Origin of the sequence: Candidatus Methanoplasma termitum, from assembly GCF_000800805.1 — an archaeon.
In the GTDB taxonomy this organism is placed as follows: Archaea; Thermoplasmatota; Thermoplasmata; order Methanomassiliicoccales; family Methanomethylophilaceae; genus Methanoplasma; species Methanoplasma termitum.
Window position 1 is genome coordinate 652,122 of sequence record NZ_CP010070.1, and the last position, 15,983, is coordinate 668,104.

At 46.7% G+C, this 15,983-nt stretch carries 20 protein-coding genes and 1 tRNA gene; 9 read left to right on the forward strand and 12 right to left on the reverse strand.

What is annotated here, in order from left to right; translation table 11 throughout:
* Positions 1-9: 9 nt before the first annotated feature.
* From Mpt1_RS03055 to Mpt1_RS03075, 5 genes are all read right to left on the reverse strand, one after another.
* Positions 10-1,143 carry a CBS domain-containing protein gene (locus tag Mpt1_RS03055; RefSeq protein ID WP_238603147.1) on the reverse strand — a complete coding sequence of 378 codons (1,134 nt, stop codon included), beginning with the start codon at positions 1,141-1,143 and terminating at the stop codon, positions 10-12.
* Between the two features lie 203 nt (positions 1,144-1,346).
* Complete coding sequence (glyS, locus tag Mpt1_RS03060; RefSeq protein ID WP_048112034.1) at positions 1,347-3,059, reverse strand: glycine--tRNA ligase; 1,713 nt, start codon at positions 3,057-3,059, stop codon at positions 1,347-1,349.
* A complete protein-coding gene (locus Mpt1_RS03065) occupies positions 3,052-3,897 on the reverse strand; it encodes a CBS domain-containing protein (protein ID WP_048112036.1) in 846 nt (281 codons plus the stop codon). Before Mpt1_RS03065 ends, glyS begins: the two co-directional genes overlap by 8 nt.
* Before the next feature lie 112 nt (positions 3,898-4,009).
* Positions 4,010-4,459: a universal stress protein gene (locus Mpt1_RS03070; RefSeq protein ID WP_048112039.1), complete on the reverse strand. Its 450-nt coding sequence runs from the start codon at positions 4,457-4,459 to the stop codon at positions 4,010-4,012.
* A gap of 1 nt (position 4,460) precedes the next feature.
* The gene (locus Mpt1_RS03075) at positions 4,461-5,498 is read right to left on the reverse strand and encodes an amidohydrolase family protein (RefSeq protein WP_052399264.1); all 1,038 of its coding nucleotides are present in this window, start codon (positions 5,496-5,498) and stop codon (positions 4,461-4,463) included.
* A gap of 94 nt (positions 5,499-5,592) precedes the next feature.
* On the opposite strand from Mpt1_RS03075, the gene Mpt1_RS03080 reads away from it, so the two are divergent.
* Entirely contained in the window at positions 5,593-5,760 is a 168-nt protein-coding gene (locus Mpt1_RS03080; protein ID WP_048112041.1) for a DUF362 domain-containing protein, read from the forward strand.
* 86 nt (positions 5,761-5,846) lie between these two features.
* Here Mpt1_RS03080 and Mpt1_RS03085 read toward each other — a convergent pair whose 3' ends face one another.
* Positions 5,847-6,782, reverse strand: a complete 936-nt coding sequence (locus Mpt1_RS03085) for an NAD(P)/FAD-dependent oxidoreductase (protein ID WP_048112043.1) — start codon at positions 6,780-6,782, stop codon at positions 5,847-5,849.
* 186 nt (positions 6,783-6,968) lie between these two features.
* Here Mpt1_RS03085 and Mpt1_RS03090 point away from each other — a divergent pair, with 186 nt between their 5' ends.
* The 3 genes from Mpt1_RS03090 to Mpt1_RS03100 all read left to right on the forward strand — a co-directional run bounded on the left by Mpt1_RS03090 (position 6,969) and on the right by Mpt1_RS03100 (position 8,253).
* A complete protein-coding gene (locus Mpt1_RS03090) occupies positions 6,969-7,358 on the forward strand; it encodes a PAS domain-containing protein (RefSeq protein ID WP_048112045.1) in 390 nt (129 codons plus the stop codon).
* A gap of 215 nt (positions 7,359-7,573) precedes the next feature.
* On the forward strand, positions 7,574-7,972 hold the full coding sequence (locus Mpt1_RS03095) for a pyridoxamine 5'-phosphate oxidase family protein (RefSeq protein WP_158386742.1): 399 nt from the start codon (positions 7,574-7,576) through the stop codon (positions 7,970-7,972).
* A gap of 59 nt (positions 7,973-8,031) precedes the next feature.
* The gene (locus Mpt1_RS03100; protein ID WP_048112048.1) at positions 8,032-8,253 is read left to right on the forward strand and encodes a hypothetical protein; all 222 of its coding nucleotides are present in this window, start codon (positions 8,032-8,034) and stop codon (positions 8,251-8,253) included.
* Positions 8,254-8,282: 29 nt separating this feature from the next.
* Here the strand turns inward: Mpt1_RS03100 and Mpt1_RS03105 are convergent, their stop codons facing one another.
* Together Mpt1_RS03105 and Mpt1_RS03110 are read right to left on the reverse strand one after the other, a co-directional pair.
* Complete coding sequence (locus tag Mpt1_RS03105; protein ID WP_048113749.1) at positions 8,283-8,492, reverse strand: CxxC-x17-CxxC domain-containing protein; 210 nt, start codon at positions 8,490-8,492, stop codon at positions 8,283-8,285.
* Positions 8,493-8,665: 173 nt separating this feature from the next.
* Positions 8,666-8,890 carry a YdbC family protein gene (locus Mpt1_RS03110; protein ID WP_048112050.1) on the reverse strand — a complete coding sequence of 75 codons (225 nt, stop codon included), beginning with the start codon at positions 8,888-8,890 and terminating at the stop codon, positions 8,666-8,668.
* A 238-nt stretch (positions 8,891-9,128) separates the two neighbouring features.
* Between Mpt1_RS03110 and Mpt1_RS03115 the strand changes: the two genes are divergently transcribed.
* Together Mpt1_RS03115 and Mpt1_RS03120 are read left to right on the forward strand one after the other, a co-directional pair.
* The gene (locus Mpt1_RS03115; protein WP_148305815.1) at positions 9,129-9,713 is read left to right on the forward strand and encodes a hypothetical protein; all 585 of its coding nucleotides are present in this window, start codon (positions 9,129-9,131) and stop codon (positions 9,711-9,713) included.
* A 106-nt stretch (positions 9,714-9,819) separates the two neighbouring features.
* A complete protein-coding gene (locus tag Mpt1_RS03120; protein ID WP_202965159.1) occupies positions 9,820-11,157 on the forward strand; it encodes a hemolysin family protein in 1,338 nt (445 codons plus the stop codon).
* On the opposite strand, the gene Mpt1_RS03125 is transcribed toward Mpt1_RS03120, so the two are convergent.
* Both Mpt1_RS03125 and Mpt1_RS03130 read right to left on the reverse strand, forming a co-directional pair.
* Complete coding sequence (locus Mpt1_RS03125) at positions 11,114-11,569, reverse strand: RNA-binding domain-containing protein (RefSeq protein WP_048112054.1); 456 nt, start codon at positions 11,567-11,569, stop codon at positions 11,114-11,116. The genes Mpt1_RS03120 and Mpt1_RS03125 overlap by 44 nt on opposite strands.
* A gap of 37 nt (positions 11,570-11,606) precedes the next feature.
* A complete protein-coding gene (locus Mpt1_RS03130; RefSeq protein ID WP_048112056.1) occupies positions 11,607-12,077 on the reverse strand; it encodes a hypothetical protein in 471 nt (156 codons plus the stop codon).
* 94 nt (positions 12,078-12,171) lie between these two features.
* On the opposite strand from Mpt1_RS03130, the gene Mpt1_RS03135 reads away from it, so the two are divergent.
* Together Mpt1_RS03135 and Mpt1_RS03140 are read left to right on the forward strand one after the other, a co-directional pair.
* Positions 12,172-12,246 (forward strand) — tRNA-Ile (locus Mpt1_RS03135).
* Positions 12,247-12,331: 85 nt separating this feature from the next.
* Positions 12,332-13,030 carry an MIP/aquaporin family protein gene (locus Mpt1_RS03140; protein ID WP_048112058.1) on the forward strand — a complete coding sequence of 233 codons (699 nt, stop codon included), beginning with the start codon at positions 12,332-12,334 and terminating at the stop codon, positions 13,028-13,030.
* A gap of 602 nt (positions 13,031-13,632) precedes the next feature.
* On the opposite strand, the gene Mpt1_RS07265 is transcribed toward Mpt1_RS03140, so the two are convergent.
* Positions 13,633-14,100: a DUF2188 domain-containing protein gene (locus Mpt1_RS07265; RefSeq protein ID WP_052399265.1), complete on the reverse strand. Its 468-nt coding sequence runs from the start codon at positions 14,098-14,100 to the stop codon at positions 13,633-13,635.
* A gap of 16 nt (positions 14,101-14,116) precedes the next feature.
* A complete protein-coding gene (locus tag Mpt1_RS03150) occupies positions 14,117-14,398 on the reverse strand; it encodes a peptidylprolyl isomerase (RefSeq protein ID WP_048112060.1) in 282 nt (93 codons plus the stop codon).
* 220 nt (positions 14,399-14,618) lie between these two features.
* Between Mpt1_RS03150 and Mpt1_RS03155 the strand changes: the two genes are divergently transcribed.
* Complete coding sequence (locus Mpt1_RS03155; protein WP_148305816.1) at positions 14,619-15,983, forward strand: GTPase domain-containing protein; 1,365 nt, start codon at positions 14,619-14,621, stop codon at positions 15,981-15,983.

Below are 15,983 nucleotides of genomic sequence, written 5' to 3' on the forward strand. Positions count from 1 at the left end.
TTTTCGTGGTCATTTCTTTCTTTTACGGAAGGAGACATTGGAATCCTTCATCGCAGTGACCTGCTGACCCATCTTTTTCATAAGGTCGCTGTTCACTTTTACCAGATCCCAGCCCACTTCTTTGAGGTCGATGACCGTCCCATGTATGAAGAGCCTTCCCGACAGACTGTATTTGTTCTTGTTCCCGGCATCGTGGTACTTCGCAACGAATATCGTCAGAGACTGAGGCCTGTATATCTTGGATATCTTGGTCATCTCGGCCTCGATGTCGGCGTACATGGCGTCGGTGTAGAATTTATCCTCGTCGTCCAACCCGCTTATCTGCACGAAGAGGGCTTCTCTCTCCCTGCTTGCAGATATCAATTCGACGATATCGAATTCTGTGAGTATTCCGACAAGTTCCTTGCCGTCCACCACCGGCAGCGTTGAGAAACGGTTCTCTTCCATAAGCGATGCGGCGTGACCGATGGTCGCATCCCATTCGATCGTTTTTACTGCTCCGTGATAGATGCTCTCAATGGTTATCTGAGCCTTGGAACTCTTCTTGAAGTCGCCGAAACTCTTTGTTTCGGTCTTCCAGTGGTTATCGATGATCTCTTTCATTCCGACTATCCCTATGGGCATAATGTTGCTGTCGACCACGGGCACCGTCATGATATCCAGTTTCCTCATTATCTCCAGCGCATCGTCCAGCATTCCGTCCTCTCTTACCGATTCGACGGGCGTGGTCATGATCTCCCAGACCTTGATGTCTTTCAATATTTTCATTCCCGCAGCCACTTTTGTAAGGCTGCTCCTCGAAACTACGCCAATTATCTTCTTGCCGTTGATCACGGCTAACTGTCTGCAGTTGTTGGCGATTATGTGTTCTGCTATCTTAGTTATCTCCGTGTCCATAGAGAGGGTCGGGAGGTTCCTGATAAAATTCTTTACTTTTGTATCGGGTGTGACACTGCCTTTCCTCAGTATTGAACCGTAACTCGCCATCCCCAGATAGTTACCGTTCTCGACTACGGGGATCTCCTGGAAGCCGGATTCCTTCATTTTGGAAAGAGCTTCTGCGGCCCTCCCCTCAGGGCCTATCGTCGGGAATTCTGACGTCATTATCTCTTTGACGGTTATTCCGCTTAATTGTGATCTCAAAATAGACAACTTTTTCTGATCTTCCAGGTCTTCGACACCTATGGTCTCACCGATTTACATATCGCCTCTTTGTGGATATAAAGATTGGTAGGATACTGGCAAATTCTCTGGACGCATCAAAACTACTTCGAATTAATGAGGGGTCGATCCTGCCGAAACGGCTTTTTTATGCCGAACCGGCGAGGTATTAAATAGAGATTGCTTCAGATATCTTTGAAGGATTTACCTGAAAGCAAGGCTTTTAGGGTGTTGGGCACAGATCTTACAGGTATCCTCTTCTGCTCCGTCGTGTCCCTGTCCCTTATCGTAACGGTGCCTTTTGAAGGGCCGCTCAGAGCCTCATAATCGACGGTGATGCACCACGGCGTACCGACCTCATCCATTCTCGCATATCTTTTTCCTATGGTCCCGGAACCGTCATAGTATGCTTCCATGGTTGGCGAGTGGATCTTTTCGTATATCTGCTTCGCAAGATCGTCCAATCCGTCCTTTTCCATGAGCGGAAATACGCCGACCTTTATCGGGGCCACTTCAGGTGCGAGCCTGAGGACGGTGTAATCCTCTTTCTTATCATACGCATATGAGTGCTCGAGCACAGAGTAGAATATCCTGTCCAGCCCGTGGGACGGTTCGATCACATGAGGTACGACCCTTTCTCCCGACACCTTCTCGGTCACCTTTACAACCTCGAAGAACTCGTCACCGAGTATTATGTCCTCGCCGCCGACCCTGAGAGTGAGCTTTCCTCCCTTTATATCGGACGGGCCTTTTGATTCCATCATTTCCGCGATGGCCTTTGCCTTGTCCTTGAATCTTGGGCCGAGGGCCTTGTGCTTTGCTTTGACCCTGACGACCTCCATTTCCTTCGGTTCATCGAACTTTTTGAAATGAGTGAGTTCCGTACCGGAGAACTCAGCGTGCCTGGAAAGGTCCCAGCAGCCTCTGTCCGCTATGCCTGTTATCTCTATCCATCCGAACGAGAGGAGAACTTCCGCGTCCCAGCAGTCTGCCGCATAGTGGGCCATCTCGTTTTTAAGGTGCTGTCTGAATCTCAGCCTCTTCGCATCTATTCCGAGCCTGATCAGGAACTGCTGCGTCGTATAAACGAAATAAGCCAGAACCTTATTGGCGATTATTCCTTTTTCGACTGCTTCTCCGACCGTCATGGTCACGGTCTCTGTGCCTGTGTTGGGGACCAGCGTGATCATGTCATTCTCTATTTCGGGGAATCTGCTCCATCCTTTGTCTGTAGGATCGACGAAGAGTTCGACCTCCATCATGTTGAACTCCCTCATCCTTATCATTCCCTGCCTGGGTGCGATCTCGTTCCTATAGCCTCTTCCGGTCTGTATGACCCCTAGCGGGAGCTTCTCCCTGTTGTATCTGTATAAGTTGAGATAATTGACGAATATGCCCTGGGCGGTCTCGGGCCTGAGATATCCGACCCTTGATGAACCGGGGCCTATGGTCGTCTTGAACATGAGATTGAATTCTTCCACCGGTCCGAGCTTTCCTTTACACTCAAGACATTTGATGTCATGTTTCACAAAGGCATCGTCAAGCTCCTTTGGTGACAATACATCGGGATTGTCAAAGAATTCTTTTACAAGGTGGTCTGCCCTGAAAGCCGACTGGCATTTTGTACAGTATGTGATCAGATCGGAGAATTCATCGACGTGTCCGGATGCCTTGAACACCTCTCTGGGGTTGACCGTTTCGGAATCGATCTCGATGAACCCCTCTCTTCCTCTGTATATGTCTCTCCACACTTCGACGATGTTGTTCCTCATATTGGAACCGAGCGGCCCGTAGTCGAACATGCCTGCCACACCGCCGTATATCTCAAAGGACGGCCAGATGAACCCTCTGCGCTTGCAGAGGGACAGTAACTCGTTGCTGTTGACCTCGTTATTCATTGATATTACCTGTTAGTGCGCATAGAACATCGACATCGTAGATCATTCCGATCAGCTCATCCTTGGTCCCATAGACGGGGAGCTGTCCGAAGTCGTTTTCCGTCATTATTCGGGCAACGTCATTCAGTGGGGTCTTCTTAAAGACGGCCTTCGGAGATTTGACCATGTAGTGGCTTACAGTGGTCTCGTTGGGGATCTGTTTGTCGATCATTGCATAGAACAGCGGCAGGACATTCCTATAGCCTGCGAGTTCTGTGTCTTTTACTCCCAAGCGCGCCATAGCCTCAGCGTCTGCGGTCTGGTCGCTGAAGAGGTCACGGTCCGTCAGTATCCCGACAAGTTTTCCCTTTATATCCAGGACAGGGACGGCGGAAACATCGCTTATCCTCATTGCCACCACAGTATATGCGAGAGGTTCGCCCTCGTATGCGGTCACACATTTCGTTCTGATCGCATCTTCTGCGGTCATGGAGGTCCTCATCTCGCCGATCTCTATTAAAAGATCTGTCGGCGTAACGATCCCTACAAGCTTTCCGTCCTCGATGACGGGGAGTCTGTGTATTCTTTTTTGGGCGAATATCCTTGCCGCTTCGACGATGCTTTCGTTCGGAGTTATCGTGATGCAGTCCTTCTTCATTATCAGAGATAACTGATCTTCATCGAATTTCCTGAAAATATCCCTTCTGGAAACGATACCCATAAGTTTGCCATCTGATGCGCGCACCACTGGGAGTCCGGTCAGCTTGTTCCTGACCATCATGTTTATCGCATCGCTGCGACTTCCCGGTACCTCGACCACTATTGGTGCCGCGATCATTATGTCCGCCACTGTTTTCATCCTGAATCGACCTCTAAAGATCTCACCAAAGAGAAAAGCCAAAACTTTCCGTATGATGATTCTGGCGGGTTATTCGTCTTTAGGTAATTAAGTGTAATTGATGTGGCACGGATTATTCGCTTACATCGACGTGCGCTTTGGCCACCATCACAGGACATTTTGCGTTTTGGATTATCTTCTCCGCAACACTTCCCATTAGGAGTTTAGATATTCCTGTCCTTCCGAGAGTGCCCATGACTATCAGGTCGTATCCCCCGCTCTCGGCTTCCTGAAGGATCACCTTCGGCGGTATCCCCTCGATCAATTTTTCCTCTATCTCTACACCTGCCGCATCGGCTTTTTCTTTAACGTAGCCGGTTGCGTACCTGCCTTCTTTCTCAAGCGTCTCGTAAATATTGACCAGCGCGGTGTCCATCGGCGAACTTGTGTAAACAGATCTGTCAAGAACATACAATGCCGTGATCCTTCCCCCTGTCAAAGCCGCCAGCTCTATTGCTTTCTCCACTGCATATTTCGTGAATTCGCTACCGTCCGTGGGTAAAAGTATCTTTTTGAAGTTCATTTCATCTCCTCTTTTTTGGTTTATACCTGAACACCGGATCTCTGCTCGAGAGGATCCCGTCGTGGGGTCCGGCGAGGGGGAACACAGTCAGTTCTGCCGTCATTCCAGCGGATACGTGGATTTTATTATTCGGATATAATATCTTTCTTCCGTTCGTTATCATTTGGCTCAAAATATCCTCTGCCGAACCCCCCTGAGAAAGAAGGACCTCCTTGAATGCATTTGCCTCGGCCCGCATGTCCGGGCTGCAAAGCATGGCGTTATCGGTGCCCATTGCGATATCGACGCCACATTCAGACATCCTTTTAAGCGGGGGAGTCTTTTTAAAATACCGATTGGATCTGACGCAAACCACTATCGGGACCTCCGCCTCGGCGCATTTCAGGAGGTCTGAGTCGGTCGCCTCCACCATATGCACAACGAACGCGGGATCCAGGGAGAGGATGAAGTCGATGTCCTCCCTCACCCTTTCGCTGGCGTGTATCGAGAATATCTTCCTTTGTTCTCTTGTCTGGTCGGCAACCTTCTCGATATATGCGTGATCCACATCGGAGATGCTTGATAGGCCTATTCCGTCTGCGACCTTCAGGATACGGGATACTTCCTTTTGGTCATATTCCTTGCTCAGCGGCCTTCCCAGTATTACCGCTTCCGGGCAGGCCTTTCTCAAGGCTATGCATCCTTTTTCGCCGCCTTCTCTGAAATCAATGAAAGTTCCTATCCCATTGCTGCGGGATGTTTCCGCATAGCCTGTCATGTTCTTAATGAGGTCATTCTCCCCAAGGGCCCTCAGGTACATATGCTTAAGACCGTTCGGGGGGGTGACCAGCTCTTCTATCGTCAGTCCCTGCGGTATCTTCAGACCGGCGTCCGCACAATGTGTATGTGCATTAACAAGCGGAGGCACCACCAGGCCGGCTGCGACCGGTCTTTGAGGGGGGACTCCTTCCTCGATGGAAGCCACGACCCCTTCCTCTATGCAGACGTATCCGTCGATAATGCCGTCTTCTGTGAGAACAGAGCTGCCCAATACATCCATGCCAGAAGTATAGATTCGCTAATATAAATTGACTCCAGCTTGTGTTGGAAACGTTAAAATACTAACATGGATTCTTCGACCGCAGGTGTTAAACATGCCACCAAAAGTAAATGCAGCAGAATGTGTAGCGTGCGGATCATGCGCAGATGTTTGCCCCCAGGATGCAATAACAATTGATGATATAGCTGTTATCGATGCAAGCAAATGTGTCGACTGCGGTGCATGCGTCGACGAGTGTCCTCCGGGCGCAATAACAGAATGATCTCCTCGGAGGTCCGAAAACTGAAATCAGCGGCCTGTCCGCTGATACAAACAACTTCCCTCCCGGTTTTTAAAAAAAGTCATCATTTAAGCCCAGTACGGCTTCTTCACAAATTTGTATGCGCTGATCACTGCGGTGGCAGCTTCTCCGCAGGCAGTAATTATCTGTTTGTACTTTCCGGGATAATCAACTACGTCCCCGCAGGCGAATATCCCGTGGCGGTTGGTAAGCATATCAAATGTTACCTTGACCAATCCTTCAGAAGTAAGGTCTATCCCCCAATTCTTAAGATCCGTTAGGTCGGAATCTATCCCGATGTTGATGACGGCAAGGTCGGCAGGAATATCAAAGACCTTCCCTGCCTGATCCAGAGTTATGCTCTCCAGCTCATCTGTGCCGTTGAATGACACAACATTTGTGTTCATTATGGTCTTTATGTTGCTGTGGTTCAAATCATAAACGTTCGATTCGTCGGCTCTGAACTCGGCCCTTCTGTGTACTATCGCAGTATCTGTCACGGAATCTGCGATCAGCGCCATCTCTATTGCGCTGTTGCCGCCGCCGAACAATACGACCTTCTTTCCGACGAGCTCTTCCTTTACGGGCAAGACGTAAGATACGCCCTTGCCTGTTAGTTCCGCCTCGCCCTTGCAGCCCATCTTTTTCGGATGGAAGCTTCCCATGCCTATTGCGATGATGACCGACTTTGTGTGATAGGTATTCTTGGTCGTTACTAAGACCAGCTCCTTTTCGCCATTGTTTATCTCTTTGACCTTTTCCATCTCGCGTATGTCGCAACCGAGGGATTCGGTCTGAGCATACAATCTGTCAGATAATTTCCTAGCCTGAACCGTCTCGAATCCGGGATAATTCCTTATCCCTTTCTCCGGGTACAGACTTGTAAGCTGGCCGCCGACGCGTCCAGCCTCGATTATCAGGGTGTCCATCATCTTCGACCGGGCGTAGATTCCTGCGGTCAATCCACCGGGGCCGGCGCCGATAATGATTAGATCGTAGCTCATTTCAGGGTCGTATCGATTATCTGTATAAAATAGTGTTCTGTCAAAATATTGCTTACTGATTGTTTTTCTTTAACAACGCTTCATTTTTTAAGTTTTTTAGTACTGAATTCGTAAAAATGTTACGAAGAATGCAACGTCCGCTGAATCAGACCGCATATATTTTTGAATTTGCACAAATGATTTATTATGCTGTACCGCAATGTGCATCCCATCATGGGCGTCAATGAAATTTCCGCAGAAAGTCTTCTGAATTTGATATTGGACAAAGTAGATGACATGATAATCATCAACGATCGGGACAGGGCAATAATATGGATGAACCGCGCCGCCCAGCGCGGCCTCTGTGTTGATATCGAAAATGTCGTGGGAATGAAATGCTATAAGCTTTTCGGAGCGACCTGCTGCTGCGACAACTGTGTAGCCAACCATACTCTGGGAGGCCCTCATCGCTGCGGATGTAAATTCAAGTGCACGAATAAGACGGGCGAGTTCATATGCGAACCTGTTCCATACTACAAGGACGGAAAGCTGAAAGTGGTCGTTCAACACATTCGCCCAATCAACAAAAACGAATAAATAGCAATATACGATACTCTGGCTTGTGATAATCGAAATAGCTACAATGCCGGAATTCTATCTCAGCATGATAGTTGTGATATGCTTCGCGGCCACCTTACTGATCACAAACAAGGTCAAGAGACCTAAAGAAGAATGAAGTTCCCGACACATCCGTTGTTAAAGGACCGTTCATAAAATATACCTGTAATCGGATTTCTCTGCAGGTGGAAAAAGTGGCAAACATTCCAAGCAATGTACTTGAAGTACTCAAAGCCAAAGGAACAACCAAGGTCCTCGTTACAGCATCTAAAGACGCCAAACCGCATGCGATCGTTGCCGGCAGCATAGTTTCTCCGGCGGCGGACACAATGGTGGTCGGGGAGATCCTGATGAAAACGTCGGCAAAGAATCTTAAAGAGAACGCCAAAGCAGCATTCCTGATCTCAGCCGGAAAGGATGCATATAATATCGATTGCACAGCAAAGGCTCGCCTTGACAGCGGCCCGGAGCTTGATGCTATGAACAAAGAGCTCGCGGCAATGAAACTCAAAGCGGCAGCTGTTTGGGTCTTCAAAGTCGACGCTGTCTTCGAGCAGGGTGCGTCCCCGAAAGCGGGAACAAAGATAGCCTAAGATACGTCACCAAACCCCTTTCCAATACCTTTCTTATAAATTCTGAAGCAGGTGATCCGTTGGCCCTTGAAAAACAGAGAAGAAACAACAAGATTATGATGGCGATAGGCGTGATCGTCGCCGTGATCGGTTTTGCTGCCTACTTCAAGGTCGGCCAGATGGCAGGCGTCCTGCTGATGATCCTGGGTGCGGCGATAGTCGTGATAACCTCTTCGATATCCGGCATATTTTACAGAATAGAAATGAAAGAGCTGCTGGATAAGCGCAAAAGAACTAAATGAAAGTAAAAAGTTTGGGTTAAGAAAGAGATTTAGAATCTCCTTCTGTCGTTGCTTCTTCCGCCTTCCGGCTGGTGTTTCTTGAAGCAATCCCTGCAGTAGACCGGTCTTCCCTGTGTGGGTTTGAACGGTACTTCGCACTCGGCGCTGCAATCCGAGCATTTTGTTTTGAAATATTCCTTGGGCTGATCCCTGCGGTCTCCGCCGCCCCTGTATCCGCCGCCACTGTTTCCGTAGGCCATTTTCATTCCTCTTTTTTTATTAGGTCTTCCCAATACTCTACCTTTACCTCTTCAACGATGGACCGGGCGCAATATTTGAATGCCTATCTGCTGAACATATCATTTAGTTTATATACGTTACTATAAAACCAGAGTCTGTAATATTTATTTTTAAAAGGTTTGGGCAAAAAACTTCAGATATCTCTGTCTTTCAGGGCGCTTTTTAATATCGCTACTTCTTCATCGGAGAGGGTTATTCCTTTCCCCATCTTCTCTCCGTCGGGGGACCATTCTCTGATATCATACTTCGGATCCCTGTCGTTCCAACTGATCAGATTCAGTTCTTTCGTCCAGCCTTTGGACGATTCCGAGAGGACCGCTATCTTCTCTACAATCTCATATTTGAACTCTACCGGCATGGGGCTCACTCTTTAAAAAAACATTACGCTCTTATAGTATATAATGAGATAGGAATAAAGAAAAGAAAAATATAGAGACAAAAAAAGTAGAAAAATTAACCAAATAAAGAGAAGGGGATCATACTTTATCGTTCAAACAAAAGACCCAGCAGTCAAAAAATTGAACTTTTATCAATATAATATAAATACCTGAAATTCACTCACACAATTTATGTCATTCTTTGGCAACACAAAAACTATGGGACTCGTGATAATAATCGCGGGTATAATAAGCCTGATAGGAGGAATCGTGGCAGCCATAACAGCTGTCATGGAGATCAATGGTCTCGATAATCTTCTCCCCCAGGTCCTAAAGGCAATCGGAGCACTGGTAGTAGGAATAGGTCTGCTTTGGTGCGGAATCAATATCCGCAAAGCAAGCGACGGATCTGCGGCACTTAGGATATTCGTAAGGGTGTTCGGTCTGATCATAATTGTGAAAGCGATACTGGACTTGATCGGAGTAATTGTCGGTCCGGAAGACTTCACAATAAGCGGTACGCTTGTTGCATTCATAATCCAACTGATAATAGGATGTCTCATTCTGTGGGTCGGAAACAAGATCGCAGGAAAGAACAAGAATGTCCTCAGTAAGATCCTGTGGATCATATTGATTATTGCATTCATTGTATTGGCAATAATGGAGCTTCTTGCACTACTGAGCCTTGACCTTAACGCAGACGGCGCATTAGGGTTACTCATCGTTGGCATCTGTATGTTCATCGCATTCCTGATGGCACTTGTCCTGTGTTTCTCACCGGATGTCAAGAAAGCAATGCTTTGAACAACACGATTAGCTCAAACTTTTTAAAAACAATTTCATTTTTTAACTTTCTTTGCTTCATAAACATTTATATTCTTGTTTTGAATAGAATGTTTAACAAGGCCACTTGAATAAAAGAAAAATTCATTTCGGCCTGAACGGTGTAATGATGGATCCGTTGTTCCTGATACTCATATCAATATTGATGGTGGTTCTAGTCGGGGTCTCCGCTTATTTCGCATGTTCGGAGACAGCCTATACAGGCATGAACGCCATTAGGGTCAAGAACCTCGTCTACGAGGGCCGTAAGAACGCCGACAAGGCCCTCAAGATATACGAGGACTACGACAGGCTCCTGACGACCGCACTCGTCGGCAACACTGTTGTGAACATAGCCATATCTTCGCTGGGAACGATGCTGTTCTCCGAACTTTTCGGTGCGGCGATGGGTGTGGTCGTCGCAACCATTGTGACAGCGATGATAATATTGACATTCGCGGAAGTGATCCCAAAAACGTTGGCGAAGAGGAATGCAGAACGCTATTCCCTGCGGCTTGCGGGATCATTGTACACGGTGATGACGATCGTCCTGCCTATAACTTGGGTCTTCATAAAACTCACGAACTTCCTTTCGAAGAACGCAAAGAACGATTCCGAAGACATCCCATCCTTTACAGAAGACGAACTCCACGTCATGATCGATGAAGTGACGGAAGAGGGCGCATTGGAAAGAAGTGAGGGAGAATTGATCAAATCTGCGATGCAGTTCGATGACATCAAGGTGTCGGAGATGTACACTCCCAGATCGAACATCACAGCTGTCAATCTCAAAGCTGATATAGAGGAGGTCAAAGAACTGTTCCTGGAGTCGGAATACTCCAGAATACCCGTATTCGATAAGTCTGTCGACCGCATCATAGGCGCTATCCATACAAAGGATTTCTTCTCCAGATATGTCAGCGGCGAGCCGTTCACCTTGAATGATATAATCATGCCTGTAAAATTCGTTCCCGAGAGCACCAGTATAGCTGCGTTGCTCAGTGATCTCCAGAAAACGCACATACATATGGCGATCGTTTTGGACAACTTCGGAAGAACTCTCGGCCTTGTTACGATGGAGGACATCCTCGAGGAACTTGTCGGAGATATTTGGGACGAAGGCGATGAGGCCGTATATCCCATTCATAAAGAGAAAGATGGGAGTTATACGGTTCCGGGTGAGGCCAACATATCTGAGATAATGAACAGGTTAGGAATAGAATTCGACGCGGGCGACCTGAAAGGCCAATCCATAAATGCCTTTGTGCACCAAAACATTAATGGTGTGCCTAAGAGGGGCGATAAGATAGAACTTGAGAACTGCAGAATAGTCGTCAGATCAATGAAAAGCCGCCGCATAAAGGAAGTTAGGATATGCACCATTAAGGAAGATGGCACCACGTGTCAGGAATTACCAGAGAATTGAGGAATTCGGTCATTTTTGTTTTTGCTATCTCTTTCCTCGCAGGGTGGGACACTATCTTGCCTGCTATCGACAACACATCCCCATGGCTGGCGATCACGTATCTTCCCTGCACAAGTTCCTGTTTATCCAGCCTCATGAATAGGACACAGTCTTCATCTATCTTTTCATCAAGACGCTCTCTGAGCTCGTCGATAACATCCTTCCCGAGCCTTGTGAATATCGGTACGATATCCCTCTGTTTGGAAAGCTCTGCGCTTAGAATGATTATCTTGTTGCCGTGTTCGCTGTCGGCGACATCGCATTCGAACTCGTCGGTGCCAAGCAGCTCTGCCGTCTTCTCATGGATAAGTTCCTCGTTCTCAGTGGCATAACAGAAAATGTTTACCCTGAGCCAATGGAACGTACCCTGCATGAACAACCGATGTTATCTCGCTTAATAATACTTACAATCAACTCTGCTGAGGCACAGGCAGCAGAGAAGCGAACTGTTCGGGATTTGATAGGGATATCGTCATTACCTTCCTTCCCGTCAGCTTAAGAGAGATTCCGCTATCATATCCGAAACACACAAGGTTCCTGAAGGTGACTTTCTTTATGCCCCATCCGCTGTAATTGCGCATTATATTCAGATCACCCACTTTGTAGTCGATGATCTCCTCGAATTTGATCGCATAAGATTTGATGAACATTATGCTGATCACTTCGCCCTCGATCGATATCTTTAGCTTTACAAAAAAGCAGAAGATGATGATCGCTGCGAATGTCACAGTCGTTATGGGAAACGCCCATACAGGCATGTTCAGAGACTCAACGAACGTGCATATAAATATGAAAATACTTGTCGAGATCAGTACGGCCGTCAAAATGAAGAATTCTTTCTTTGGGATCAGATCCTGTACTTCTTCGAATGTCTTGGTCATATTACCTCCGTATGCACTGATACTTTATCAACAAACCCAGTTAAAAAACTCATTGGCAAGGTTTATATTGTATGGCCTTATTCGAGTGATTTGAGGGCCCGTAGCTTAGATCGGCTGGAGCGCCCGGCTGATAACCGGGAGGTCATGCGTTCAAATCGCATCGGGCCCACTATTCCCGGCTGGGTAAGCTATTTTTTGAGTGTTTAATTGGATGGCATTATTAAAATTAAATAGAAGAATCATTATTCTGAATCATGGGATGCGAAAATGACCTTCCTAGAAAAATGGTTGCCGAGTTCCTCGGGACCATGGGCCTGATCATAGCGGTGATCGGCTCAGTAATGCTTGTGAATTTGAAATTTGAAGTCGAGGGTACAATATTCAATGCCCTTGTTCAGGGTATAGCGGGTTTCCTTGTGTTGTTTGCGATGCTTGAGGCTCTTGGGAAGATCTCAGGCGGTCACTTCAACCCGGCAGTGACCCTTGCGATGGTTGCAACGAGGGAAACAAAGATATCGACGGGTGCATTTTACGTGATCGCCCAGATCCTCGGAGGTTTTGTAGGGGTACTTCTCCTCAACATCTCTTTCATAGGCAGCGGTGTCGACACAGTACTACAGGTAAGCGATAATGCTCTCGGAAGCAGCTACCTTGTAGTTTCGGAGATCCTGTGTACATTCCTGCTTGTAGCAGTAGTGTTCGGATGCATCAGAAGCGGGTCGAAGAAGACCTCGCTGGCCGTAGCGGCCACGGTCGGTGGTCTTATTATGGTCACCGCCAGCACATTCTACGCTAACCCTGCAGTGGACATTGCCAGAATGTTCGCGCAGTCGCAGGATGGGATCGCACCACTAACGGCTGTATATTACATTATAGCAGCAATAATCGGTGCTTTGATCGCAGCCGGACTATTCAGCTGGCTCTACCCCGTAGAGCGGACAACAGGCAATTAACGAAACTTCTTTTCCACTATCGGACGGCTGTGCCGTTCCGATGGTTCATTCTTTTTGTGAGAACTAATGAGCTGAAACTGCGGGAAAGAAAAAAAGAAGTTTCAAAAAAAAAGACGATGGTCTTATTTCTTCTTCGGTGCGGGTGCTTTCGTTCCACATTTCTTTTTGTCATCTTTTTTAGGTGCTGCTGCCACATTATCACCTCTTCAAAAGCCGTAACGTCATATATGAATATCAATCTTTATTCTTGTATACGATCCTGCGTTTTGTCTGCATATAACATTACCCGGACGTACAACATATACCTCGTCTTTGTTTTTGGAAAAAGGTGGAAAGAATCAAGAGGTTTAGAATAATTGACTTATGATGGTCTTATTTCTTCTTCGGTGCTGGTGCCTTCTTTTTGTCATCCTTCTTAGGTGCTGCTGCCATCATTATCACCCCTTCAATAACTGTAATAACTTATATGAATATCAATCTTTCTCATTTTACAAAAATAAAAACAGATATTTTGACTGCTGGCAGACAAAATGTGTATTTTCAAACAACCCCAATTTCCAATATCTGGGAAATGGGAGTTAATATGTTGGAATGATCCCACATTATTTTTTCTGGAATTCTCCGGTCTTTTTATGTTTTATGACCTTGGATCCTTCGTTATTGGCCACGAGTATTTTTACATATTCTTCAGCTTCAGCCTTTGTCTTAAAGAGCTTCGTGGCCCTCTCATTGCCCTGTGCTTTTACCTGCCACATCCCATCTGTTCTTTTCGTTATGTGCCAAGTCTTTGTGTCCGATTTCTTTGTTTCTGTCTTCTTCTTTTCTGCCACTTTTGATTCTTCCTTTGGTTTTCTAACGGATTTCTTTTTGGGTTCGTCGGCTGGTTTCTCAGTTTTCTCAGCAGGTTTGCTTTCTTCAACAGGTTTATCTTCAGCTTTCTCTATTGGTTTTTCTTTAGATGCTGCCCAAGCAGCCTCTTTTTCCTTCTTCTCAACCTTTACATCCTTCTTGGGCTCATCCTTTTTTTTAGGTTTCTCTTCTTTCGTTTTGAATCTGTCAAAAAAACTCATTTATTCTTCCCCCGGTTTATTTTTGATCTTTGATCTGTATCAAATGCCACCCGAACTCTGTTTTTACCGGGCCGACCAGATCGCCTTTTTTTGCATTGAACGCCGCTTCTTCGAAGGGCTTGACCATCTGCCCTCTGCCGAACCATCCCAGATCCCCGCCCTTCTTCGCGGACGGGCAGGTGGAAGATTTCTTAGCCACATCTGCAAAACTCTTTCCTTTCAGTATCTCTTCTTTAAGATCTTTGGCTTCTTTCTCTGTCTTTACAAGGATATGTGCCGCACTGACCTGCTTTACCATAAATATGGTAGTGCGTCAATGGTTTATATGTTGTTTGTCTGGGATATCAGAAAATGATTTATTTCCTAAGTCTAATACGGCAGTAATGAACAATACAAATCGGGCATTGATGGGAACCCTAATAGGGATTGCCTTGTTTTACGTTATCATCTCATTCATTTTCACTAGAGTGTTGGATGTAGGTGTTAAGATATTTTCGATTTCGATTTTTTCGTTCGCAATGGATCCGCTCATAGGATTATTGGATCCGCTTTGGACACTCATCGGGGTCGAAAACGACAGCCTTACCGCTACCGCATTGTTGGTTCTCGGACTCGTGTTCGTAATAGTGGGTTTTGCATCAAAACCGACTTGGGATCTTAAAGGCGGAGAAGATGATCCTCAGGAATATCTTTTCACACACAGGCCGAAAGCATTCCTATGGTGTCTGATGATGCCATGGAACTCGCTTACATGGTTCTGGCAAATGAAGAAAGTGCCTGTGATCATTCCGATAATACTCATACCTTTCATGTTTCCCTTCGCGGTGATAGCAGATGTGATATTGATAGTCCTTTTTGCGATCGTATGGGTTGCTATGACCGCAGGCATAAAGATGGCTGCGAAGAAGGACCGTGAACAATATGAAAAGGACACCCAATACGCCATATGTCCGAAGTGTAAGAGGAACTTCGATCGGCCGAATGTCAAATGTAAGTGCGGCCTTGTCCTTTCATACCCGGTGCCGAACGAACATGGGATCAAGACCCATGCGTGCAACAACGGCCACATTATACCCAGCACAAACAAGGATGGAATAAGGGCAAAGCTGCAGATGGTGTGTCCTCACTGCGGGGGAGGCATAATTACACATGAAGCAAAACCCATCGTAATATCAATGGTGGGCTCTGTCGGTTCTGGAAAGACCACCATGATGGTATCGGCGGTTGAATCCATTTCAGCTCTGGCCAAGGACAGGGGTATTGTTACCGATGTTATCACTGACGGCGTTTCTGTCAACGCACAGCGCAAAAAAACCAACATCATGCCGACAAAGACGGGGGAACTTGACTCCCAATATTTCTTCCTCAGATCCAGAGACCTCCCGGAAAAGCAGATCGTAATAAATGACATTTCGGGGATAGAATTCCAGCCGGACAACGAAAAGAACCTTTTCGAGGAATACTACAGATACAACGACGGGATCATATTCGCAATAGATCCGCTTGAGGTAATGGCGCTTCACCACTCTCAGTCGCCGACAAAAGGTTCTAAGAATACCCCCCTTGCGGCCTTGGAGTCGTTTTACCACATGTATACCGAGATCAATGGGTATGGCCCTGCCGTCAAATCGTCTGTTCCTTTTGCAATCGTGCTGACGAGGATGGATGAAACAAAGATCAAAGCGGCAGTGGATGCCGAGGCTACCCCCGCAGCATTCCTCAACAAGTACAGCCACGGGATGGTCGTCGATATCGCTCAATCCGCATTTGCGAATGTGAAATATTTCAAGGTTGCCTCTTTGGGAAACGATAACAATGCGATGGAGCCGTTCCTGTGGATACTTTCAGAGAATGACGAGGATCTGAAGAATAAATTAAAATGA